This window comes from Campylobacter sp. CFSAN093238 (genome assembly GCF_012898015.1).
Lineage (GTDB): Bacteria > Campylobacterota > Campylobacteria > Campylobacterales > Campylobacteraceae > Campylobacter_D > Campylobacter_D jejuni.
In genome coordinates this window covers 777,174-799,460 of sequence record NZ_CP040611.1, presented here as the reverse complement: position 1 = coordinate 799,460, position 22,287 = coordinate 777,174, and the positions used below count along the sequence as shown (strand labels likewise).

The 22,287-nt window shown below is 29.7% G+C and carries 21 protein-coding genes; 8 read left to right on the top strand and 13 right to left on the bottom strand.

Annotated features, from left to right (window positions below):
• Positions 1 to 89 precede the first annotated feature (89 nt).
• The 5 genes from FBF21_RS04185 to FBF21_RS04165 form a co-directional block, all read right to left on the bottom strand.
• Positions 90 to 1,394, bottom strand: coding sequence for a hypothetical protein (locus tag FBF21_RS04185; protein WP_165432995.1), 1,305 nt, complete (start codon positions 1,392 to 1,394; stop codon positions 90 to 92).
• A gap of 86 nt (positions 1,395 to 1,480) precedes the next feature.
• Positions 1,481 to 2,200: a 3-deoxy-manno-octulosonate cytidylyltransferase gene (kdsB, locus tag FBF21_RS04180; RefSeq protein WP_002860776.1), complete on the bottom strand. Its 720-nt coding sequence runs from the start codon at positions 2,198 to 2,200 to the stop codon at positions 1,481 to 1,483.
• A complete protein-coding gene (thrC, locus tag FBF21_RS04175; RefSeq protein WP_002904982.1) occupies positions 2,197 to 3,609 on the bottom strand; it encodes a threonine synthase in 1,413 nt (470 codons plus the stop codon). The genes kdsB and thrC overlap by 4 nt, the downstream gene beginning before the upstream one ends.
• Positions 3,606 to 4,532, bottom strand: coding sequence for a tetraacyldisaccharide 4'-kinase (locus FBF21_RS04170; protein ID WP_002860774.1), 927 nt, complete (start codon positions 4,530 to 4,532; stop codon positions 3,606 to 3,608). The genes thrC and FBF21_RS04170 overlap by 4 nt, the downstream gene beginning before the upstream one ends.
• A 3-nt stretch (positions 4,533 to 4,535) precedes the next feature.
• Positions 4,536 to 5,276 (bottom strand): NAD+ synthase, encoded by a 741-nt coding sequence (locus tag FBF21_RS04165; RefSeq protein ID WP_002875829.1) that lies wholly within the window; start codon positions 5,274 to 5,276, stop codon positions 4,536 to 4,538.
• A gap of 73 nt (positions 5,277 to 5,349) precedes the next feature.
• Between FBF21_RS04165 and FBF21_RS04160 the strand changes: the two genes are divergently transcribed.
• Complete coding sequence (locus tag FBF21_RS04160; RefSeq protein WP_002873848.1) at positions 5,350 to 5,946, top strand: MBL fold metallo-hydrolase; 597 nt, start codon at positions 5,350 to 5,352, stop codon at positions 5,944 to 5,946.
• Between the two features lie 11 nt (positions 5,947 to 5,957).
• Entirely contained in the window at positions 5,958 to 6,263 is a 306-nt protein-coding gene (locus FBF21_RS04155) for a hypothetical protein (RefSeq protein WP_002867958.1), read from the top strand.
• A gap of 40 nt (positions 6,264 to 6,303) precedes the next feature.
• On the opposite strand, the gene FBF21_RS04150 is transcribed toward FBF21_RS04155, so the two are convergent.
• Genes FBF21_RS04150 through murJ form a run of 7 tightly spaced genes read right to left on the bottom strand, consistent with a single transcriptional unit; the run spans position 6,304 to position 14,883 of the window.
• A complete protein-coding gene (locus FBF21_RS04150; protein ID WP_002852476.1) occupies positions 6,304 to 7,083 on the bottom strand; it encodes an enoyl-ACP reductase in 780 nt (259 codons plus the stop codon).
• Positions 7,083 to 7,979 (bottom strand): 4-hydroxy-tetrahydrodipicolinate synthase, encoded by an 897-nt coding sequence (gene dapA / locus FBF21_RS04145; protein WP_002852574.1) that lies wholly within the window; start codon positions 7,977 to 7,979, stop codon positions 7,083 to 7,085. The genes FBF21_RS04150 and dapA overlap by 1 nt, the downstream gene beginning before the upstream one ends.
• Positions 7,972 to 9,222, bottom strand: coding sequence for a pitrilysin family protein (locus FBF21_RS04140; protein ID WP_002875832.1), 1,251 nt, complete (start codon positions 9,220 to 9,222; stop codon positions 7,972 to 7,974). The genes dapA and FBF21_RS04140 overlap by 8 nt, the downstream gene beginning before the upstream one ends.
• Positions 9,219 to 10,277 carry a quinone-dependent dihydroorotate dehydrogenase gene (locus FBF21_RS04135; RefSeq protein WP_002869883.1) on the bottom strand — a complete coding sequence of 353 codons (1,059 nt, stop codon included), beginning with the start codon at positions 10,275 to 10,277 and terminating at the stop codon, positions 9,219 to 9,221. The genes FBF21_RS04140 and FBF21_RS04135 overlap by 4 nt, the downstream gene beginning before the upstream one ends.
• Before the next feature lie 31 nt (positions 10,278 to 10,308).
• A complete protein-coding gene (locus tag FBF21_RS04130) occupies positions 10,309 to 12,051 on the bottom strand; it encodes an ABC transporter ATP-binding protein (protein ID WP_002918487.1) in 1,743 nt (580 codons plus the stop codon).
• On the bottom strand, positions 12,044 to 13,432 hold the full coding sequence (cysS, locus tag FBF21_RS04125) for a cysteine--tRNA ligase (RefSeq protein WP_002869881.1): 1,389 nt from the start codon (positions 13,430 to 13,432) through the stop codon (positions 12,044 to 12,046). The genes FBF21_RS04130 and cysS overlap by 8 nt, the downstream gene beginning before the upstream one ends.
• The gene (murJ, locus tag FBF21_RS04120) at positions 13,432 to 14,883 is read right to left on the bottom strand and encodes a murein biosynthesis integral membrane protein MurJ (protein ID WP_002875835.1); all 1,452 of its coding nucleotides are present in this window, start codon (positions 14,881 to 14,883) and stop codon (positions 13,432 to 13,434) included. The genes cysS and murJ overlap by 1 nt, the downstream gene beginning before the upstream one ends.
• A 103-nt stretch (positions 14,884 to 14,986) precedes the next feature.
• Here murJ and FBF21_RS04115 point away from each other — a divergent pair, with 103 nt between their 5' ends.
• The 6 genes from FBF21_RS04115 to murF are packed head-to-tail and all read left to right on the top strand — an operon-like array spanning position 14,987 to position 20,847.
• Entirely contained in the window at positions 14,987 to 16,846 is a 1,860-nt protein-coding gene (locus tag FBF21_RS04115; protein ID WP_002869924.1) for a flagellar assembly protein A, read from the top strand.
• Positions 16,822 to 17,373 (top strand): Holliday junction branch migration protein RuvA, encoded by a 552-nt coding sequence (gene ruvA, locus FBF21_RS04110; protein WP_002856927.1) that lies wholly within the window; start codon positions 16,822 to 16,824, stop codon positions 17,371 to 17,373. The genes FBF21_RS04115 and ruvA overlap by 25 nt, the downstream gene beginning before the upstream one ends.
• Positions 17,374 to 17,382: 9 nt before the next feature.
• Positions 17,383 to 18,423, top strand: coding sequence for a D-alanine--D-alanine ligase (locus FBF21_RS04105; protein WP_002869413.1), 1,041 nt, complete (start codon positions 17,383 to 17,385; stop codon positions 18,421 to 18,423).
• Between the two features lie 59 nt (positions 18,424 to 18,482).
• A complete protein-coding gene (locus FBF21_RS04100; RefSeq protein ID WP_002852622.1) occupies positions 18,483 to 18,698 on the top strand; it encodes a type II toxin-antitoxin system Phd/YefM family antitoxin in 216 nt (71 codons plus the stop codon).
• A gap of 1 nt (position 18,699) precedes the next feature.
• Positions 18,700 to 19,419, top strand: coding sequence for an alpha/beta hydrolase (locus FBF21_RS04095; RefSeq protein WP_002867950.1), 720 nt, complete (start codon positions 18,700 to 18,702; stop codon positions 19,417 to 19,419).
• Positions 19,420 to 20,847, top strand: coding sequence for a UDP-N-acetylmuramoyl-tripeptide--D-alanyl-D-alanine ligase (murF, locus tag FBF21_RS04090; protein WP_002869923.1), 1,428 nt, complete (start codon positions 19,420 to 19,422; stop codon positions 20,845 to 20,847).
• A gap of 57 nt (positions 20,848 to 20,904) precedes the next feature.
• Here the strand turns inward: murF and FBF21_RS04085 are convergent, their stop codons facing one another.
• Positions 20,905 to 22,245: a hypothetical protein gene (locus FBF21_RS04085; protein ID WP_042635832.1), complete on the bottom strand. Its 1,341-nt coding sequence runs from the start codon at positions 22,243 to 22,245 to the stop codon at positions 20,905 to 20,907.
• Positions 22,246 to 22,287 lie beyond the last annotated feature (42 nt).

The following is a 22,287-nucleotide window of genomic DNA, read 5'->3' as shown; positions in this document are numbered from 1 at the left end:
TCCTTTCAAATTTTTTTGTAAAAAAATTATACTAATTTTATCTTATTTTGTTATTAGCAATTTGTTTCAAACTTAAAAAATTAAAACTTCTAAACCCTAGTTTGTCCTATAAGATTATTAAGTCTATCCATTATAGAATTAACATAAGAGTCTATACTTTGGTTACTTGCTTTCCAACCATTAGCTTTTACTTGATTAAATTCTCTATCAAACCAAGCTCCACCATAACCTATACTTGTATTTTGCCAAGCAACTCCTTTTTCCATTGCATATATATCTGCATCAAGCCAACCCTCTTGTGCATAGCCTTTTAACAAACTTGCAAAATCCACTTTGCCTGTCATGATGTCGTCTAAGGAAGTTAATGATCCATCAAAGCTTTCTTTAGTCATAGCTTCAGCATAAGACTTAGCTATAGGATTTAATGTTGCACTACCTTCTCTTGGCGATACACCCGTTGATTTTAAAAAACTCATAAACAAAGCTTCTTTAGAGTAGCTTCCATCTTCATTTTGTGGATAAACTGACATATCAGGATTAAAAGTATCTATTGCAGTGTCTTTATCTAAATTTTGAGTTTGCATACTTTGCGGAGTGAAATTTAATGATTGTAAGCCTATATTAATATGCCCAAACATTCCTAATTGTTCTGCTTCATTATATTGCTCTTGTGTATTATAATAGTTTGTTATTGTTAGCTTATCATAATTTTTCGGCATAATACCTATAGTTTTATCAGATGATAATTCACTAATTCCCTTAGGCATAGAATTTATATCTGCTTCAGTGAAGCTTGTTTTATTGGTATCATTAAAAGCATGATTAATAATTTGATTAAATTGATTATAGTATTGTTTTATGGTTTCAGCCATATCTATGTTTGTATAATATTTATCTATACCTAAATATTTTTTTATATCTGAAGTATAAGAGTTATTTTCAGCCCTCCTCTCTATCTCATCCAAAGTAGATTTATGTATCTTAAAATCTTCAGGAAGTCCTGCAGCTTTGTTAAAATCACTTCCCATATAACCATCTTTATCTACACTATAACCATAGGCTGTATTATTACTTATATCTGCTTGTTTATATTTTAGAGTATAAATAGAGTTTTTAAATTCACTTGATATATTATAATTAGGAGAACTTGTCTTACTACTTATACTAAAATTAGTATTATTGCTAGTATTTGTTGTATTAGTAGAATTTAATACTTCACTTCTTGCTAGAGTTTGTGAATTTGCATTTTGAATTTCATTTAATTTACTAGCATTTTGTTTTAAAAAAGAATTAGCAAAACTTATTTTAGAATTTTCTTTACTTTCTTTATTAGCTTTTGCTTGTGAAAGTATAGAATTATAATTTGAGTTATCATTGATGCTAAAGATACTCATATTAATTCCTTGATTTAGATTTTTTTGCCTTCAATCTAAATATATTAAAATAATATAAGCAAGATCTGTTCCATTTTGGGGTGGAGTTATTTTTCTAAATAAATTTTTAAAGCCTTTTCATAGTCTTCTTTGGTATCAATCCCCATGCTTGTTGTTGAAATTTCAAGCATTTTGATTTTTTTACCATTTTCTATAGCTCTTAATTGCTCTAATTTTTCCGCTCTTTCAAGTGCAGAACTTAATAAAGAACAAAACTCTCTTAAAGCTTTTACACTATAAGCATAAATGCCTAAATGCCCTTTAAAACTTTCCTCGTAATTTTCTCTTTCATAAGGGATTTTAGCTCTTGAAAAATACAAAGCATATCCTTCTTTATCGCAAAGCACTTTAACCAAATTAGAATCCATAGCTTCTTCTTGAGTGATTTTTTTATAACAACTCGCCATAAAAGCTTTTTTATCCAAGCAAGAACTTGCAAATTCTTTAAATTTTAATAAATTTTCACATTCTATAAAAGGCTCATCAGCTTGGACATTGATAATAATCTCATCATCTTTTAAAGATAGTTTCTTACAAGCTTCATTAATCCTATCCGTACCGCTTTCATGATTTTTGCTTGTTAAAACTGCATTTAAACCATATTCTTTAGCGATACTTAAAACCTTTTCATCATCTAAAGCTATACAAACTTCATCCACACTACTTACCCTTCTTGCAGTAGCCACAAACATAGGCACTCCACCTACATCACATAAAATTTTCTCATGAAAACGACTTGATTTTAATCTTGCAGGAATAATAATCATTTTTGCATCCAATCTAAAATTTCTTTTTTTATATTTTTGGCTTCAAATACCTTTTCATCGCTATTTTTCAAGTCAAATAAAGCCAAAATTTCATCTTTAACTTGGACATTAAACTCTTTAGCTATAAATTTTAAATCTTCTTTTTCATTCTTAGAATCCCTATCGTATAAAGCTTTTATCATACTTGGAGTAAATTTTGTCCATTCTGCTGTAGAGGTAATAATGCTAGGTTTTAAAGGATCAAGCATTTTAAAACAAGTTGCGGTGTGCGGATCGATTAAAATCTTGCTTTGTTTGATAAATTGCATACATTCTTCATCGGTGCAAAAATCCGCCTCAAAATCTTCTTGTAAACTTTGCAATTCTTCTTTTTCAAGTTTAAAATATCTCTCATTTTTCAACAAATTCATCAGTTCTTTGGTTCTTTTATCTTTAAATTTCACAAACAAAAGTCTTTCGATATTAGATGAAATAAGTATATCCATAGCTGGAGAAATAGTCTTCTTAAGACTTTTTTCACGCAAATCATAAACGCCATGATTAAAAAATTCACTCAAAATATTATTCACATTTGAAGCGATTTTGATTTTTGAAATTTTAGCTCCCATTTTTTTAGCATAAAAAGCTCCTAAAGCATTGCCAAAATTTCCACTTGGAACAATGATTTGTACTTCTTCTAAAAACTCATTAAAAAGTTTTAAACTCGCATAATAATGATAAATAATCTGAAATAAAATACGCCCAAAATTTACAGAATTCGCTGCGCAAAGCTCATAATTTAAAGCTTTAATTTTGTTTTGAAAATCTTTTGAAAAAAGCAATTCTTTTAAAGTGCGTTGCGCTGCGTCAAAATCCTCATCTATAGCAAAAACTTTCAAATTATCCTTATCTAAAGCTCGCATTTGCAACTCTTGAACTCCACTTGTGCCACCTTTTGGATACATACAAGCTACTTTAACATTTTTTGCATTTTCAAAGCTTTTTAGGGTTGCAGGTCCTGTATCGCCGCTCGTAGCACAAATAATTAAAATATTTTTATCCTTTGAAAATTCTCTTAAAAGCACGCCAAAAGGCTGTAAAGCCATATCTTTAAAAGCTCTTGTAGGCCCATGCCAAAGCTCGTTAATATAGGTTTTTTCAGAGATTTTTTGCAAAGAAATAGGTGTATTTTTATCATCAAAGCTTTCGTAACTTTTCAAAGCCTTTTTAAAAAGCTCTTCTTCGCCAAAACCAAAACTTTCTATAAGCTTTAAAGCAAAATCTTTATAAGACAAATTGGCATATTTTTCTCCTTCAAAAATAGGCAAATTTAAAGGCGAGTAAAGCCCTCCTTCTGGGGCGTTTGGGTTAATCAAAGCTTCCTTAAAACTTGATACATTATTTACATTTCTACTCTCGACTAATTTCATTGCTCAAACTCCTTGATATAAGTTTTTATTTTTTCCCTTAATGAATCTTTTAATTCTATATTTAATTCTATAATTTGACATTTAAAACCAAAATCTTTAACTTTAACAAAATCCTTAAAAGTAAGCATTAGTGTATCGCAATTATGTTTTTTTAGCAAATTTTCTAATTCTTCTTTTTTAAACTCATAATGATCTTTAAAAAAATAACAAGCCCTTGCTTTGATAAAATGCTCATACAATCTAAAAGGTTTAGCAATAGCAGTTGCCAAAACAGCCTTTGGATTTTCTTTTACAAAAGAATAACGCACAAAATCCCTGCCTTCTAATGCAATAAAATCAGCCCTTTTTTCATAAAATTTTGGCAAACGATAAGCTCCACTTGGTAAAGTAAAATCAAAATAAGGTTTGATTTTGCTTTCAAGCAAAATATCAAATTTTTTAATATGAAATTTAGAAAAAGCATCATCGAGTACAACGATTTTAGCTCCCAATTCAAAGGCTTTTTCAATACCTTTTACTCTATCTTCACTCACAATCACACCTTTGATATTTTCTTCAAAAGCATACTCCATAGCTTCATCGCCACTTTGTGCTAAGGTGCATAAAATTTCATTTTGATTTTTAACAACAAACAAACCTTTAGACTTTCTTTTATAGCCCCTAAGTACTATAAAAACGCCATCAAATTCCCTTGCTATAGCTTTACAAAGCGGGGTTTTTCCATTACCTCCAAAACTTAAATTACCAACGCTAATAACAGGCTTTTTAAAAACTATTTTTTTACGAAAAAAAGTATTTAAAATCGCAAAAAAAGCATAAAGCACACTTAAAGGTAAAAGTATAAAAGCAAGGCATTTTTGCCAAAAATTGGGCTTAAAAAAATAATTATCAAGCCAAAGTTCATAATTTTTTTCTTCATTCATTGTTTAAATTTCCAAAATTTCAGGCATTTTTCCCTTAAAAGCATTTTTTTGCATGCGATTTTTTAACATAGCAATCAAAGAAGGATCAAGCGTTCTTAAAAGTTTTTCATCATTAGTTTCTAAAGCTTTTAAACCTTTATCGATTTTTGCATAAGAAAAACCTAAATCCGCCTCATCACTTTGATTTTCCCAAAGATCCGCACTTGGAGCTTTTTTGATGAAATTTTCATGCAAGTTAAGGTATTTTGCTAAGGCATAAATTTCACTTTTATAAAGCGATCCTATAGGATTAAAAGCACAAGCTAAATCCCCATAAATCGTACCATAACCTAAAAGCAATTCGCTTTTATTAGAAGTGCCTATGACTAAAGAATTTTTCAAAGCAGAATAATCATAGAGCAAACTCATTCTAATACGCGCTGCAAAATTTCCCAAAGATACTAGAGTGGTATTTTCACTTTGCTTTATAAAAGCATCTAAAATGCTTTGAATTTCTATGATTTTATATTCAAGATTTAAATCCGCACAAAGCCTTAAAGCATCTTCAAGATTGGCTTTGTTTGAAATTTGAGTTGGCATTAAAAGAGCAAAAACATTCTCTTTTAAAGCTCTTTTACAAAGCGTTGCTACCAAAGCAGAATCAATCCCGCCACTAAGCCCCAAAACCACACCTTGACTTTGAGAATTTTTCACTTTTTCTTGTATAAAATCACACATTTTTTCCGTAATCTTTTGCCAATCCATAAAGCTTGCCTTTTAAAAATTTAATGTATAATTATATTTATTTAAGGCAAATTTTTTATTAAAGAGGCAAAAAATGCAAATTATCAAACAAGCTTGTGGAGCTTATGAGACAAATTGTTATATTTTATTTGGTGAGCATGGAGAAATTATAATTGATCCTGGTTTTGATGCGCTAAATTTCATCAAAAAACATGTAAAAAATCCTTTAGCGATTTTAAACACTCACGGACATTACGATCATGTTTGGGATAATGAAAAAGTAAAACAAGCCTATCAAATCCCCATTTATATTCATAAAAATGATACTTTTATGCTTGAAGATCCTTTTAATCAAGGTTTTATGCCTAGCAAAGCGGATTATTTGATTGATGATGAAAATATCATTTCTATAGGCGGACTTGACTTTAAATTTCACTTTTTACCAGGACATACACCAGGTTGCACTATGATAGAAATTGTAGGTAAAAATATCATGTTTAGTGGAGATTTTTTATTTTATAGAAGCATAGGAAGATGGGATTTTCCTTATTCAGATGCAAATTTAATGAAACAAAGCTTAGAAAAAGTTATGACTTACAAAGAAGATTTTAAACTTTTGCCAGGACATGGACAAGAAACTACTTTAAAAGAAGAGCAAGTCCATCTACCCTCTTGGCTTAGATATTTTTAAGGTATATTAAAATGGAATTAGATCAAATTTTATTATATGCTTTTATTTTTTTAAATCTTTTTGCCCTTTTTGGTTTATTTTTGGGAAATAAAAAGAAAAATCAATTTAATGATAAAAAATTTTATAAAATCTGCCCATGTAAAAAAATGGCAGAAAATGGATCTTTAAGTACGATTTGTATTTATTCAGCTGTAGGAGGATTTTTTTACAGCGTATTATCTATAGGTTTTATAGGTTTTGGTAATTGGACTTTAAATTTTATTTTTTTACTTGCATTATTAAGTGTTTTTTTAGGGTGGAAATTAAAACTTGATTGAAAAATATTTTTAAGAAAAATCCATTGATTTTTCTTAATTTTTATTTAAAAGTTGTACCACCATCAACGATGAAAGTATGTCCTGTCACCCAACTTGCCTTACTTGAACAAAGAAAAAGACATGCTCCAGCCAAATCTTCAGGCTGCCCCATGCGATTTAAAGGGCTTAAATTTATAGTAGCCTGTTTTACTTCTTCATAATTTGTAAAAGCTCTTAAAGCATCAGTTTCAATAGGCCCACCACTTACGACATTTACACGGATATTTTTTTCTCCAAGTTCAGTAGCCGCATATCTTGCCATAGCTTCTACAGCGGCTTTTGCTGTACCATGACCTGAATAATTTTCTATATACACTAAATTTCCTGTAGATGAGATAGAAATAATGCTTCCACCCCCTACTTTTTCCATCCTTTTAGCTGCTTCTTGTGCGCCCACAACAAAAGCATTTACTGTGGCTGTAAAAATGTTATTAATTCCCTTTGGTTTTAACTTCATAAATTTAGTATAGCCACCTACAACCGCACGTCCTGAAATGATAGCATTTGAGATAAAATAATCCACTCTATCAAAATCCACATCAATTTTTTCAAAAAGTTCTTTATAGGTTTCAGGTTCTAAGATATTAAACTCATAAGCTCTAGCTTTGATTTTATAATTTTTCTCCAAATCTTGAACCATTTCATCAGCAATTTGCGCATTAGAATTATAAGTAAAAGCTATATTTGCACCCACTTTAGCAAATTCATAAACTATAGCTTTGCCTATCCCGCGAGTTCCACCGCTAATCACTAAAGTTTTTCCTTGAAATTCTGTATTCATTAAAATCCTTTGATCTTATATTTTTTCATCACTTCTTCAATTTTAGCAAAATTTTCCTTACTTGGAGAACAAAGAGGAAGTCTAAATTCCAAACTTTCTATCAATCCAGCTAAATACATAGCCGTTTTAATAGGAATAGGATTACTTTCGCAAAATAAAATTTTATTGATATTATAAAGCTCATCATTGATTTTTTTAGCTTCTTTATAATTTTCATCTAAAGCAAAATGAGTTAAAGCGCTAATCATATCGGGTAATAAATTTGAAGTTACTGAAATCACTCCCTTTCCACCATTTGAAAGTATAGGATAATTGATCGCATCTTCCCCTGAAATAAGCATCATTCTAGGTTCGTGTGCAAGCAAATCCACACACTTATCGATATTTCCACTCGCTTCTTTTACTCCATAAATATTTTCACAATCTCTAAAAAGCTTGATAATAGTATCCGTTGAAATTTCACAACCTGTTCTTCCTGGAACATTATATAAAAGCACAGGAATATCTACACTTTGCGCAATAGCCTTATAATGCTCGTAAAGTCCTTGTTGCGTAGGTTTATTATAATACGGTGCCACACTTAAAATCCCATCAGCACCATGCTCTTTAGCAAATTTAGCCAAACCCACTGCCTCATGAGTTGCATTACTTCCCGCACCTGCTAAAACCTTAACTTTAGTTCCTTTACAAGTCTCAACGGCTATTTCTATGCAAGTTCTATGTTCTTCATGGGTTAAAGTTGCACTTTCTCCTGTTGTTCCTACTGGAACTACTGCATCGATGCCATTTTCTATTTGTCTTTTAATCAATCTTGCATAACTTTGCTCATCAACTTTTCCATTTTTAAATGGTGTAATAAGAGCCGTCATCGCCCCAATGATAATATTTTTATCCATTTGAATCCTTTCTTAGAATTACCGTAGTTGAATTTTCTTGAATAAAATATTTTTTAGCACAAGAAATCAAATCTTTTAATTCCAAATTTTGTATATCTTTCTCATAATTTAACAAAGGATTGATATCTCCTCTTGCTAGATATGAACCATAAATATTTGCCACTGCACTAGCATTGTTAAGTGAGAAAATAAAATCACTTTTGACATTATTTTTCACTCTTTGCAAATCTTTTTGAGAAATTTTACCCATTTTAAGTTTATCAATGATTTTTAAAAGTTCTTTTTCTACTTTTTCTGCATTAACATTGGGATTACAATTACAAATAAAAATAAATAAATTGTCATCTATACAATCATTAACATAAGCATAATAATCATTGATTAAATTTAATTTATCAATCAAAATTTCACTCATTAAAGAACTTTTCCCACTTCCTAAAAGCTCGGATAAAGCATTTAAAGCAGGTATATCTTTGTGCTTGAAATTTGGAATTTTATAAGCAAGGGCTAATAGTTCAGTATCTGAGTTTTTATGCAAATATATTCTTTTTGCTCCATCTTGCTTAGGCTCTTTTGTGTGAATTTTAGGCATAGTCTTAGTATTTTTAATCTTTTCAAAATGTTTTTTTGAAAGCTCAAAAACTTCTTTACTTTCTATATCGCCACTTACAAGTAAAATCGCATTTTTAGGTTGATAGTAAATACTGTGAAATTCTTTAATATCTTCAATGCTCCAATTTTCTATATCTTTAAAAAAACCTATAGGAGTCCAATGATAAGGATGATACATAAATGCATGATTAAAAAGTCTAAAATAAAGATATCCCAAAGGATTATTATCTGTTCTCCATCTACGCTCTTCTAAAACCACTGCTCTTTCAGGCTGAAATTCTTCATCTTTTAAATTTAAATTCGCCATAAGTTCTGCAAAAAGTTCCAAAGCTTTATCTAAATTTTTCTTCGCACATTTAATATAATAATGAGTATAGTCAAAACCTGTGCTTGCATTATCCACACCACCAAAACCCTTAACAATCTCATCAAATTCGCCAGCTTTTAAATTTTTAGTACTTTTAAAATTTAAATGTTCTAGCATATGAGCTATGCCGCTTTTTCCCATGATCTCATTTCTTGAACCTACTTTATAAAAAATATCAACGCTAATCACATCGCTATTTTTATTTACAGGCAAAGCATAAACTTCAAGCTTGTTTTTTAATTGAATTTTTTCATAAGCAATCATTTTAAATTTACCCCAACAGCTTCGCTAATGTGTAAAAAACCATCTTTTCTTAAAAGCTCTATAAGATTTTGATTGATATTTTTTACCAAAGAAGGACCTTTAAAAATCAAAGCTGTATAAACTTGCACCAAATTAGCCCCATTTTTAATACGCTCATAAGCAATATCAGCACTATCAATCCCTCCACTTGCAATAAGCAAGGTTTTGCCAAAAAGAATTTTAGCTACTTCTTTGAAAAAAATACCACTTTTTTCTGTAATCAACCTTCCACTAATACCACCAAAAGTACGATTATTATCTAGTAAGCTATAATCAACACTAGTATTGGCTAATATAAACCCATCTGCACCTTTTTTAATAGCATTTTCACATAAATTTAAAGCATCATCTATTTTCATATCAGGAGCAATTTTTATCAAAATAGGCTTAGAAGTAATTTTTTTGGCTTCTTCAAGCAAGGTATTTAAAAAATCATCATTTTGTAACTCTCTTAAATTTTTAGTATTAGGAGATGAGATATTAACGATAAAATAATCACATAAATCCTTAAAATCTCTAAACAAAGTAAAATAATCCTCCAAGGCTTTATCATTTGGAGTGATTTTATTTTTCCCTATATTTACTCCTAAGGGTAAAACAAAAGGATAAGTTTTTGCAAGTCTTAAAGCAATCTTTTCAGCACCTTCGTTGTTAAAACCCATAGCATTTTGTATACTTTCTTGTTTTACAAGTCTAAATAGACGTGGTTTTTCATTGCCTTCTTGAGGTTTTGGAGTAAAAGTTCCCACTTCTAAAAAGCCAAATCCTAAAGCACTCAAAGGTCTTATCATAGTAGCATTTTTATCAAAGCCTCCTGCTAAACCCACAGGGTTATTAAAATCAAGTCCAAGTAAATTTTGCCTTAAACTCTCATTATCAACTATATATTTGTGTGCTAAAAAACTTAAAGCTCCTGGAAAACTAGCACTTAAAGCCCTTAAGCTACATTCAACCAAAGCATGTGTATACTCAGGGTTTAACTTAAAAAGTAAAGGTTTTATCATTTCATAAGCCATTTTTTAATCCTTTTTAAAATTCTAACTAAAATTAACTAAAGCTAGGCTTTGTTTTTTCTTTGCTTTTAAATTTTTGATACAAAGAACAAGTTTGCAAAAGCTCTTCATCTTTACCTATTGCCAATACCTTACCCTTATCCAATACTACTATTTTATCTGCATTTTCTATAGTGCTTAAACGATGTGCAACCACTAAAATCAATCTGTCTTGTTTTAAATTTTCTATAGTTTTAACTATTGTTTTTTCACTTTCATTATCCAAAGCTGAAGTTGCTTCATCAAAAATAAGCACATCAGGATTTTTATATAAAGCTCTAGCGATTGCTATTCTTTGTTTTTGTCCTCCACTTAAGTTTTTACCATGTTCTTTCACTTCAGCCCAAATCCCGCCCATTTCTTTAACAAATTCATAGGCATTGGCCAATTTTAAAGCTTGGATGACTTTTTCTTCTTCTAACTCTTCGCTATAAGCAATATTTGCAGCAAAACTATCATTAAAAAGATAAATATTTTGCGTTACAAGTCCTATTTTAACATGTAAGCTTTCTATGGTAAAAGTGCTAATATCTTCTTGATTGAGTAAAATTTTACCTTTTTGCTTTTCATAAAAATACATCAAAAGATTAATAATAGAAGATTTGCCTCCCCCACTTGTCCCTACAAGAGCAAGCATTTGCCCTTTAACAAAATCAAAATTTACGCCTTTTAAAACACTTTTATGCGGGTTTTCATAAGCAAATTCAACATTTTCAAAGCTAATTTTTTCAATGTTTTTTAATTCTTTGCTTCCACCTTTAATTTGAGGTTCTAAATCCAATAAATAAAAAGTTCTTTCACTTGCCGCAACAGCACCTTGAAGTTTTCCATATAAAGACGAAAGACGCTTTAAAGGAGTATATATCGCAAAAAGTGCCGAAACAAAACTGATAAAACTTCCCACACTCATAGAACCATTGATAACCTCTCTACCCCCTACAATAATCACCACAGCAACCCCAACAGAACCCATCATATCCATTAAAGGACTTGTAAGTGCATCAATACGTGCGGATTTTAGGTTTAATTTACATAAAATATCATTATGCTTAGAAAATTTATCACTTTCTTTTTTTTCATTATCATTAGCTTTGATCAATTCAATATTTGAAAAAATTTCACCCAAATAAGAAAGTAAATCCGAATTTGTTTCTTGTATATTTCTTGCATATTTTTTAAGTTTTTTAGCAAACCATACCAAAGGAAAAATAGCTAAAGGCAAAATCACTAAAGCAAAAAAAGCCAAAGTAGGACTTTGATACAAGACTACCGCAAGCAGTCCTATAGCAGTTAAAAGCTCTCTAAAAAAATCAGGAATAATATTTGATACTATACTTTGAAGTGCATTAATATCATTAGTACAACGACTTACAAGCTCTCCGCTTCTATAGCGTTTAAAAAAATCCATATCCAAGCGTAAAACATTTTTTAAAACCCTAGCACGCAATACTCTTAACATATCTGTTCCTATAAAGGAAACATAAAAACTTTGTAGATAAGTTCCAAGATTTTTAAAAAAATACATCAATACTAGCAAAAAAGGCACTGTATAAAGTAAAGCTTCATTTTTTTCAACGAAAATATAATTTAAAATAGGCTCTAAAGCATAAAAACTTCCAGCAGTTCCTCCGCTTGCTAAAATCATACCAAAAATAGCTATAGCAAATTGCTTCCAATATCTTTTATAAAAGGGCTTAAAGCGTATTAAAACCTCTTTTAAATTCATCTCATTATGCATTTATTTTCTCCCAAATTGTTCCATTTGGAGTATCTAAAAGAGTGATTTTTTTACTACTTAGTTGTTCCCTTATTGTATCAGCTGTGTTAAAATCTTTGCTTTTCTTAGCCTCAGTTCTTTCTAAAATTAACTTTTCAATCTCTTCTCGTTCTTCTTTGCTTACACCCCATTGAAAATATAAAGTTGTATCCATAAAACCAAAGCCAAAAATTTTAGCTAGCTCACTTAAAGCTTCTTTGATATTTTGTTTTAAAATTTTATTTTTGCTTTCTTTATCCAACTCTAAATTTGCATTATTTATAAAATCATCTAAAAGAGCTAAGGCTTTAGAAACGTTTAAATCATCATTTAAAATCTCTAAAATTTGCTTAGCAATTTCGCTTTTTATTTCAATATCATTTAAAACATCAAAATCAGAAATTTCACCTAAATCCAATCTTTTTTTAAGGCGATAAAATTTATCTAAACGTTTTTTAGCATTTTCTAAATCCAATAAAGAATAATTAAAATGAGATCTATAATGAGAACTCAAAAGATAAAATCTTAAAGCTTCGCCCATAAATTCTTTTAAAGCATCTTTTATGAAAAAACTATTATTTAAACTTTTACTCATTTTTTCGCCATCGATTTTTACAAAACCATTATGAAGCCAAATATTTGCTAATTTTCTCTTACATCCACAACGACATTGCGCAGCTTCATTTTCATGATGAGGAAAAAGCAAATCTATCCCTCCAGCATGTATATCAAGAGTATTTTCAAAAATAGAATCAATCATAGCAACACATTCAGTATGCCAACCTGGGCGCCCTTTGCCAAATTCATTTTCGTAAAAATTTTCATCAAATTTCCAAAGCACAAAATCGCTTTCATTTCTTTTTTGCACTTCATTACTTAGACGAGAGATATTTTCTTCTAAATTGCGATTTGATAGGCTTAAATATTTTTCATCTTTACTTGTATCAAAATAAATTCCATCTTCTAGAGTATAAACAAACCCATCCTTAGCAAGCTTTTTAATCAAATCAAGCATAGCTGTTATATAATGCGTTGCACGAGGTTTAAAATCAGGATCTAATACATTTAAAACCCTCATATCCTCTTCATAACTTTTAATATAAAATTCCGTAATTTCCTCTAAAGTTTGACCACTTTGAGCCATTTTTTTCAAAATCTTATCATCAATATCTGTATAATTTCTAGCAAATTTTACCCTATTGCCCTGAGCAAGTAAAACCCTACGCAAAAGATCAAAACAAACACTACTTCTTGCATGTCCTAAATGTGCATCATCATAAACCGTAGGCCCGCATAAGTAAATACTAATATCTTTTTTATCAAGTTTTATTTTCTCTTTTGTTACACTGTCTAATAATCTCATTAAAAAACTCCTTTAAAACTTGTAAAAATTCCTATAAAAAAACTTAAAATATAAGGTTTAATCAAAATAAGCAAGATCGTAAAAACAATCAAAGCAACTATAACCAATAAGCAAATTTTAATAGATATTAAAGCAAAAAATTTCTTAAAACCAAATTCTTTGATATTAGCTCCAAGCAAATAAAAAGCACTAATAGAGCTTGAAAGTGCCACTGCAATAACCTTTAAACTTTCATCTTTAATCAAAAATATAAAAGCCATAGAACATAAAGCACTGATAATTAAAGATTTTACCGCGATCCAAGCTGCTGTTTTTTGTTTAAATTTTGCATAAAGCCACAAAGAAAAAAGCTTTTGCAAACCAAAAGGTAAAAGCCCTATAAGATAAGCAATCAAAACATAAGCCGTAATCACACTATCTTCGTGAGTGAAATTTCCTCTTTCAAATAAAAGCTTTGAAATTTCCAAAGCAAACACAGAACCTACAATACTAGAAGCAATAAGCAAAATGCTTAAAAGTGCTAATGCTCTTTGCATAAATTTTAAGGCTAAATTTTCTTGATCACTTTTTAAATGTTTTAAAATTTTTGGAAAAGAAACTTGAGTTAAAGCAATAGCAAAAAGTGCCAGGGGGAGTTGGAAGACACGATTTGCATAATAAAGATAAGAAATACTCCCGCTCATTAAAAAACTAGCTATAGTTGTATCAAGCAATGAGCTAAATTGAGTCGCAGAAGAACCTAAAACTCCATGAAAAAAATTGCCATAAAAACCTTGTAATTTCGCCTTGGCTTTTTTAAATTTTATACTTAAAGTCATAGCACGTATTACAGGATTGTTTTTTAAAACAAGCAAATGTAAAATAAGCTGTGCCACCCCACTTAAAACCGTTGCATAAGAAAAATAATAAAGTGTATTTTGCGGTGCATTTTTATCCACAAAAAAGGCAGCTATAACAATACTTAAGTTAAATAATGCCGCAGAAAAAGAGGTAATGAAAAATTTTTGTCTATAATTTAAAATAGCTCCTAAAAAAGTAACTAAAAAAATAAAAAACAAATACCAAAAATTAATCGCCACCAAAGGAGCCGCTAAAGCTATAGTATCTGCGTTAAACCCAAAAGCAAAAAGCTTGGTAAAAAAAGAGGAGAAAAAACTTACCAAAAGACAAAATAAAAAAACTATAAGGCTAAATTGCATCATTACACTAACGCAAAAAGCTCCTTTTTTTTTCGCTTTTACAAAATTAGGCAAAAAACTTTGTCCAAAAGCCCCTTCTGCAAAAATTCTTCTAAAAAAAGCAGGCATTTTTAAAGCCACAAAAAAAATATCACTATAAAGCCCTGCTCCTAAAAAAAGCGCTATTAAAACATCTCTAGCAAGCCCTAAAATTCTTGAAAATAAAATTCCTAAAGCATTGATAATAAAATTTTTAAATACTAAACTCTTCATTAAATTTTTTCATAAATTTCAAAATATAAAGAGAACTATTTTAACTAAAATTGATTAAAAATTGACTATAATTACATTCTTAATTTTTTACAAGGGGAAAGTTTTGGCTTTGGATGAAAAAATTATTGCCTATACAGAAAATCCAGCTCGAGAGCTTTTAAGCGTAGCTTCACGAACAAACCTTAGCTTAAATGAGCTTGATTTTAGTTTATTGGCGTTTTCTACACAATATCGTTTTGGAGATTTAGAATGGGAAAAAATCTCTGAAAAAGAATTAACTCTTTTTGATAAAGATGAAATTTTTTTAAAAAATGATCTTCAAATCAAGCAAGAATACAAAATAGAAATTTTCCACGGTATAAACCAAAGCAAAGCATCTCAAGCAGTCAAACTAGTTGCAAATAAAAATTTAACCAAAATAGTTGCTCAAATTGATTTTACAAATTTAGACTTTCATGAAAAACTAGCACTAGAACTTTTGCAAAATATTTATAAAAAGATGTTGAAACTTAAATTTTTAATAGGTATCCGCATTTTTGATTTTAAGAAAAATTTAATGTCTTTTTGCAACCAACATAAAAACATCCCTTTAAATAAAACTATACAAATCACCGTTGCACAAGGTATTGATCCTATAGAAAGTCAAGATGAATCCCTGATCTTGGCTTATAAAGAAAAAACCAAAAACTACACTATCGATGAAAAACGCTCAGGTATTATTGTTGTTGATGAAAACGAAGTTGTTTTAAAACACGCCAAATTTAAACAAGGTAAAGAAGGAAAAGACTTAAATTTGCACACCTTAAAAGTTTTAGCCGCAAATGAAAATAAAGTTAAATTTTCTTGTTCTTCAGCTTTTAAACAAGTAGAGCAAGATGGATACACAGAATATATAGCCTTAAAAAAAGGTTATGTAGTACAAGATGGTGAAAAATTTGATATTGCAAATGAACTAGATTTTAATGGGGTAGATTTTAAAAATATAGGGATTATAAGAGCTGGACTAGACAAAAATGTCAAAATCAATATAAAATTTCTTTCAGAAGTAAAAGATGCTGTAAATTCTGGCGTTGGGATAGAATGTGAAGAATTAAATGTAGTCGGAAGCGTAGGAAGCAACACTCAACTTAATGCCACCAAAATGAAAATTGAAGGCACTACACACTCTAAAGCCAAAATTCAAGCCAAACAAGCCTATATAAAAACTCATAGAGGATTTGTAGAAGCCGAAATTTTAAATATAGATTTGCTCGAAGGTGGAACAATCAAAGCTAAAGAAGTGAGAATTAAAAAAAGTTTAGGCGGAAATATACAAGCTGATAAAATCTATATAGAAAATTTAGAAAGTAATAATTCTTGTGTGTTTTTTGAAAACACCACAATAGAACGCATCAACGGGGATAACAATAAATTTCATGCTAAAATTAAAACTCTTGATAGTAATTATGATGAAGAATTTGCGATTTTAGGAGAGCAAATTTCTAAGTTAAATCATAAAATGAATAAAATAAGACAATACATTTTATCAAGTAAAAATGGAATTTTAAGCGTTGAAAAAAAGATAACAGAACTTAAAAATCAAGGTCAAAATGTTCCTATACAATACGAAAAAGCCCTAAAAGATTTCTCTTTACAAAATCTTGAATTAAATAAACTACAAAATGAAGAAAAAGAACTTCTTGAACGCAAAAAATCTTTACAATTAGAATTAATCAATTTGCAAAAAATGCTTTTTGAAGCAACTTTTATAAATAAAAGCGGCAAATGGACTGACATGAATGAGATCAAATTTTCACTTCTAGAACCTAAAGAAGATATTTTTTACTCTTCATTTGTTAATGAAAGTGCTAAATTTATAGGTATTAAAAAAGTCATACAAAACAACCAAGAAAGTATAGAAATACATAAAAAATTAGATTATGAAGAAAAGGATATAGCATGGTTGTCGGCATCGAAGGAATAATCACAAAAAAAGAACCTACTTTTATCATTGTTAAATGTGCTAGTGGTTTAAGCTATGGGATATTTATTTCGCTTTTTTGTTCTGCTAAAATTCAAACTCAAGAAAAGCATGAGTTTTTTATTACTCAAATCATCAAAGAAGATTCTAATAAATTTTATGGCTTCTTGGATAAAGATGAACAAAAAATGTTTGAAATGCTTTTAAAAGTCAATGGAGTGGGTGCAAATACTGCTATGGCGGTATGCTCTAGTCTTGATGTAAATTCTTTTTACAAAGCGTTAAGTTTAGGCGATGAAAGCGTGCTTAAAAAAGTACCTGGTATAGGTCCAAAAAGTGCGAAACGCATTATAGTAGAACTTTCAGATACAAAAACCAAACTTGAAAATGTAAGCGATGATAAAAGTGAAGCCTTAGCCGCACTTCTTACTCTAGGCTTTAAACAAGAAAAAATCATAAGTGTTTTAGCAAGTGCTCAAGCAACAGGCACAAGCGAACTCATCAAAGAAGCTCTTAAAAAACTAGGATAAAGGAATAAAATGAAATTTGCAATACTTTTTGGCGGAAATTCTTATGAACATGAGATCAGTATAGTAAGTGCTGTAGTACTTAAAAAAGTTATTAATCAAAATTTAGAATTTATTTTTTGTGATGAAGAAAGAAGATTTTATCATATCCCAAGTGAAAAAATGAATTCTAAAACTTTTAGCACCAAAGCTTATAAAAAAGAAAAAGAACTTTTCATCAAACAAGGAGGTTTTTTTAGCAAAGGCTTTTTAAAAGAAAATAAACTAGAGTGCGAGTGCGTGATCAATCTTATCCATGGTAGAGATGGAGAAGATGGAAAAATTGCAGCTTTATTTGAGTTTTATTCTATTAAATTTATAGGACCTAGGCTTGAAGCCAGCGTATTATCTTTCAACAAAGAACTTACCAAACTTTATGCCAAAAGCGTTGGAGTAAAAACACTTGATTATACCATGGTAAGAAAAGGGCAAAACTCTAAAGAAAAGCTTAGTTTTCCTTGCATTATCAAACCTGCAAGACTTGGAAGTAGCATAGGTATTAGTATAGTAAAAGATGAAAAAGATTTAGAATACGCCAAAGATGTAGGTTTTGAATTTGATAATGATCTTGTAGTGGAAGAATTTAAAAACAATATCAAAGAATACAATCTTGCAGGATGTATGATCAATGATGAGTTTGTTTTTTCCATCATAGAAGAGCCAAAGAAAAAAGAATTTTTAGACTTTGAACAAAAATATCTTAGCTTTTCAGGACACAATGAGCTTATAGAAGCAAATTTAAGCGAAGAATTAAAAGAAAAACTCAAAGATAGTTTTAAAAAGATCTACAATCCTTTGTTTAAAGGTGCTTTAATACGCTGCGATTTTTTTATACTGGATAATGAAATATATTTAAATGAAATCAACCCAAATCCTGGTTCTTTGGCTAATTATCTTTTTAAAGATTTTAGTACTACTTTAAACGCTTTAGCTGATCAAATTTCACTTGAAAAAATGATAAAAATCAGCTACAACTTCCTTCACTCTATCAACGGACAAAAAGGAAAATTATAAGCTTTTAAGTCAAAATACGCTAAATTATACATAAAATTTAGCGTATTTTAGGAAGAAAAATGCTCTCTTTTAAACAAGATGAAATTTACACTGCCACCGAAGTGGTAAGAAATTTTAGCCCCATTATGGAAAAACTCAAAAAAAGCGAAAGTGGAAAAATAGTTATTTTAAAAAATAACAAATTTGAAGCTGTAATGCTTAGCATGAAGGAATTTGAACGCTTACAAAACGCCATGCAACTTTTAGAAAATATCTACAAAAATCAAAAGGCTTAAAATGGCTCAAACTCAACTTTCTTATAAAAACAAAACTTATCAAATTTCTTATGAAATTTTAGGTGATCTTACCTTACCGCAAATACTTATCTTACACGGCTGGGGAGCCAATAAAGAACTTATGAAGCAAAGTTTTTATCCTTTTTTGAAAGACTTTTGTCAAATTTATATGGATTTGGCGGGTTTTGGAAATTCAAGTGTGGAAGAAATTTTAAACACTCAAGATTATGCCAATATCACAGAACTTTTTTTAAAACAAAAAAAACTCAATGTCTGTTTTTTCATGGGGCATTCTTTTGGTGGAAAAGTAAGCACCCTACTCGCAAAAGAAAAAGACACCCTAATCTTACTTTCAAGTGCAGGAATTTTAGCTAAAAAATCCCTAAAAGTGCGTTTTAAAATCCGTATTTTTAAAATTTTAAAACTCTTTGGTTTGGGAAAATTTTATCGCTATTTTGCTAGTAAAGATGGAGCAAATCTTAGCCCTATGATGTATGAAACCTTTAAAAATGTTGTTGATGAGGATTTTGGTGAAATTTTTGCCAAGCAAAAGGCTAAAAGCTTGGTTTTTTGGGGAAAAAGCGATGAAGCCACGCCTTTGTATTGTGGTGAAAAAATGCATCAACTTTTAAAAAATAGCACTTTTTATCCTTTAGAGGGGGATCATTTTTTCTTTTTAAAATATTCTGCTTTCATAGCTCAAAAAATTAAGGAAATTTAAATGCTTATCAATACTCTTTATTTTATCAATTCTTTATTTTTTAATTTTTGTATAGCTTTTTATCTTATGAGTGCTTTACAATGGTATTCTTATAAATTTAAACGCGTGTTTTTTCATTATCATAAACCTTTATGGCATTTGTATTTTTTATTTATCCCTTATTTTTTATTCTTAGCTTTTCCTTTATACTCTTTGGCATATTTTGCATTGATCCATACTCCGATTTTGTATTTTTGGAATAAAGGCATAGATAAAAAGCTTGTTTTTACAAGTAAGGTTAAATGGTTTTTTGTTTTTGTTTTTGTTTATAATGCTATTTTTACCATCCTTGCTTTGCGTTTTTCTTTTCTTTTTAATCTTTTTAGTCTTCCTTTTGCTTTATTGAGTCTTAAAATTTATGAGTTTTTTACAAATTTATATTATAAAAAACAAGCCAAAGCCAAACTAAGAGCCAATGAAAATTTAAAAATCATACTCATTACCGCAAGTTTTGGAAAAACAAGTATTAAAAATTTTTTATACGAACTTTTAAAAGATGACTTTAAAAGCTACAAAACACCACGATCTGTCAATACCTTGCTAGGTATAGTTGCTGATATCAATAACAATTTAAGCCAAGATACTCAAATTTACATAGCTGAAGCAGGTGCTAGACTTAAAGGCGATATTGATGAAATCACTCGTTTTTTACAACCTCACATCAGCATAGTAGGAGAGATAGGCAATGCACATTTAGAGTATTTTAAAAGTGTTGAAAATATCCGCTCAACCAAACTTGAAGCCTTAAATTCCAAAAGACTAGAAAAGGCTTTTTTACACTCTAGCACCCAAAAAGAAGGAGATAAACTCATCAGCCTTTATGATGAGAAATTAAGTCTTATTCATTCAAGTCTTGAAGGTTTAGAATTTAAAGTCGATATAGAAAATAAATCCTATGATTTTAAAAGTCAAATTTTAGGGGATTTTAATGCGCAAAATCTTTGTGTTTGTATACTTTGTGCTCATTATCTTGGCATAAAACTAGAAAAAATTCAAAAGCAAGTTTTAAATATAAATTCCGTAGAACATCGCTTGCAAGTGCTTTCAAGAGAGCCTAAATTTATCATAGATGATGGTTTTAATGGAAATTTTAAAGGTATGAGCACAAGCTATAAACTTTGTAAAAGCTATAAAGGACGCAAAGTTTTAGTAAGTCCTGGTATAGTAGAAGTAAGCGAAGAAGAAAATATAAAACTTGCTAAAATCATCAATGAGTGTTTTGATCTTGCTATCATTAGTGCACAAATCAATGCTGAAATTTTCAAAAAAGAGTTAAAAATAAAAACCATTATACTTAAAGAAAAGAGTCAGCTAGTTCAAACTCTAGCTAAAGAAACAAAACATGGAGATTTGATACTCTTTTCAAACGATGCACCTAGCTTTATGTGATTTGCATAAGTATTTGCAAATGTCATCATTTTTAATTTGACTTCGTGCAAATACTTCCTAAACCCTAGTCTGCCCTATAAGATTATTAAGTCTATCCATTATAGATCCAACATAAGAATTGATACTTTGGTTACTTGCTTTCCAACCATTAGCTTTTGTTTGATTAAACTGATTATCAAACCAAGCTCCACCATAACCTATACTTGTATTTTGCCAAGCAACTCCTTTTTCCATTGCATATATATCTGCATCAAGCCAGCCATCTTGTGCATAACCTTTTAACAAACTTGCAAAATCAACTTTGCCTGTCATAATGTCATTTAAAGCAATGCTATCACCATTAAAACTTTCTTTAGCCATAGCCCTATTGTAAGCTTCTACTTTTGGATTAAGTGTGGTTTTTGGACTCTCAACAGGTTGTCCGCTACCATATGATTTTAAAAAACTCATAAATAAAGCTTCTTTAGAATAGCTTCCATCTTCATTTTGCGGATAAACTGACATATCAGGATTAAATTGCCAATCTTCACCTTTAGAAACATTTTTGATTTCTTCCAAAGATAAACCAAAACTATGTCCATTTATGCCATCTATTAAAGATCCTGATTGTATATATAAACTTTCAGCTTCTTTCATTTGTTCAGGGGTTTGATAAATATTTGCAATAGAAGAATTTGAAAAATCTCTTAGGTGAGTGATATTCATTCTATTGCCTGGATCATTAAAATCCATCGATTTTATTCCATTTATAGCATACCCCTTAGGCATAGAATTTATATCTGCTTCACTAAAACTTGTTTTATCATTTGGAAAACTTTGACCTAAAGCATTAGAAAAAAGATTATAATATTGTTTTATGGTTTCAGCCATATCGATATTAGTATAATACTCGCTTACGCCTAAGTATTCTTTTGTACTTGAAACAACAGGATCATTTTCAGCAGCTTTTTTAATCTCATCCAAAGTAGATTTATGTATCTTAAAATCTTCAGGTAATCCTGCGGCTTTGTTAAAATCACTTCCCATATAGCCATCTTTATCTACACTATAACCATAGGCTGTATTGGTAGAAGTGCTTATATCTGCTTGTTTGTATTTTAGAGTATAAATAGAGTTTTTAAATTCACTTGATATATTATAATTAGGAGAACTTGTCTTACTACTTATACTAAAATTAGTATTATTGCTAGTATTTGTTGTATTAGTAGAATTTAATACTTCACTTCTTGCTAGAGTTTGTGAATTTGCATTTTGAATTTCATTTAATTTACTAGCATTTTGTTTTAAAAAAGAATTAGCAAAACTTATTTTAGAATTTTCTTTACTTTCTTTATTAGCTTTTGCTTGTGAAAGTATAGAATTATAATTTGAGTTATCATTGATGCTAAAGATACTCATATTAATTCCTTGATTTAGATTTTTTTGCCTTCAACCTAAATA

Excerpts from the sequence above, each read along its gene's own strand:
- FBF21_RS04185 (WP_165432995.1), bottom strand. The coding sequence starts at position 1,394 with ATGAGTATCTTTAGCATCAATGATAACTCAAATTATAATTCTATACTT.
- kdsB (WP_002860776.1), bottom strand. The coding sequence starts at position 2,200 with ATGATTATTATTCCTGCAAGATTAAAATCAAGTCGTTTTCATGAGAAA.
- thrC (WP_002904982.1), bottom strand. The coding sequence starts at position 3,609 with ATGAAATTAGTCGAGAGTAGAAATGTAAATAATGTATCAAGTTTTAAG.
- FBF21_RS04170 (WP_002860774.1), bottom strand. The coding sequence starts at position 4,532 with ATGAATGAAGAAAAAAATTATGAACTTTGGCTTGATAATTATTTTTTT.
- FBF21_RS04165 (WP_002875829.1), bottom strand. The coding sequence starts at position 5,276 with ATGGATTGGCAAAAGATTACGGAAAAAATGTGTGATTTTATACAAGAA.
- FBF21_RS04160 (WP_002873848.1), top strand. The coding sequence starts at position 5,350 with ATGCAAATTATCAAACAAGCTTGTGGAGCTTATGAGACAAATTGTTAT.
- FBF21_RS04155 (WP_002867958.1), top strand. The coding sequence starts at position 5,958 with ATGGAATTAGATCAAATTTTATTATATGCTTTTATTTTTTTAAATCTT.
- FBF21_RS04150 (WP_002852476.1), bottom strand. The coding sequence starts at position 7,083 with ATGAATACAGAATTTCAAGGAAAAACTTTAGTGATTAGCGGTGGAACT.
- dapA (WP_002852574.1), bottom strand. The coding sequence starts at position 7,979 with ATGGATAAAAATATTATCATTGGGGCGATGACGGCTCTTATTACACCA.
- FBF21_RS04140 (WP_002875832.1), bottom strand. The coding sequence starts at position 9,222 with ATGATTGCTTATGAAAAAATTCAATTAAAAAACAAGCTTGAAGTTTAT.
- FBF21_RS04135 (WP_002869883.1), bottom strand. The coding sequence starts at position 10,277 with ATGGCTTATGAAATGATAAAACCTTTACTTTTTAAGTTAAACCCTGAG.
- FBF21_RS04130 (WP_002918487.1), bottom strand. The coding sequence starts at position 12,051 with ATGCATAATGAGATGAATTTAAAAGAGGTTTTAATACGCTTTAAGCCC.
- cysS (WP_002869881.1), bottom strand. The coding sequence starts at position 13,432 with ATGAGATTATTAGACAGTGTAACAAAAGAGAAAATAAAACTTGATAAA.
- murJ (WP_002875835.1), bottom strand. The coding sequence starts at position 14,883 with ATGAAGAGTTTAGTATTTAAAAATTTTATTATCAATGCTTTAGGAATT.
- ruvA (WP_002856927.1), top strand. The coding sequence starts at position 16,822 with ATGGTTGTCGGCATCGAAGGAATAATCACAAAAAAAGAACCTACTTTT.
- FBF21_RS04105 (WP_002869413.1), top strand. The coding sequence starts at position 17,383 with ATGAAATTTGCAATACTTTTTGGCGGAAATTCTTATGAACATGAGATC.
- FBF21_RS04100 (WP_002852622.1), top strand. The coding sequence starts at position 18,483 with ATGCTCTCTTTTAAACAAGATGAAATTTACACTGCCACCGAAGTGGTA.
- FBF21_RS04095 (WP_002867950.1), top strand. The coding sequence starts at position 18,700 with ATGGCTCAAACTCAACTTTCTTATAAAAACAAAACTTATCAAATTTCT.
- murF (WP_002869923.1), top strand. The coding sequence starts at position 19,420 with ATGCTTATCAATACTCTTTATTTTATCAATTCTTTATTTTTTAATTTT.
- FBF21_RS04085 (WP_042635832.1), bottom strand. The coding sequence starts at position 22,245 with ATGAGTATCTTTAGCATCAATGATAACTCAAATTATAATTCTATACTT.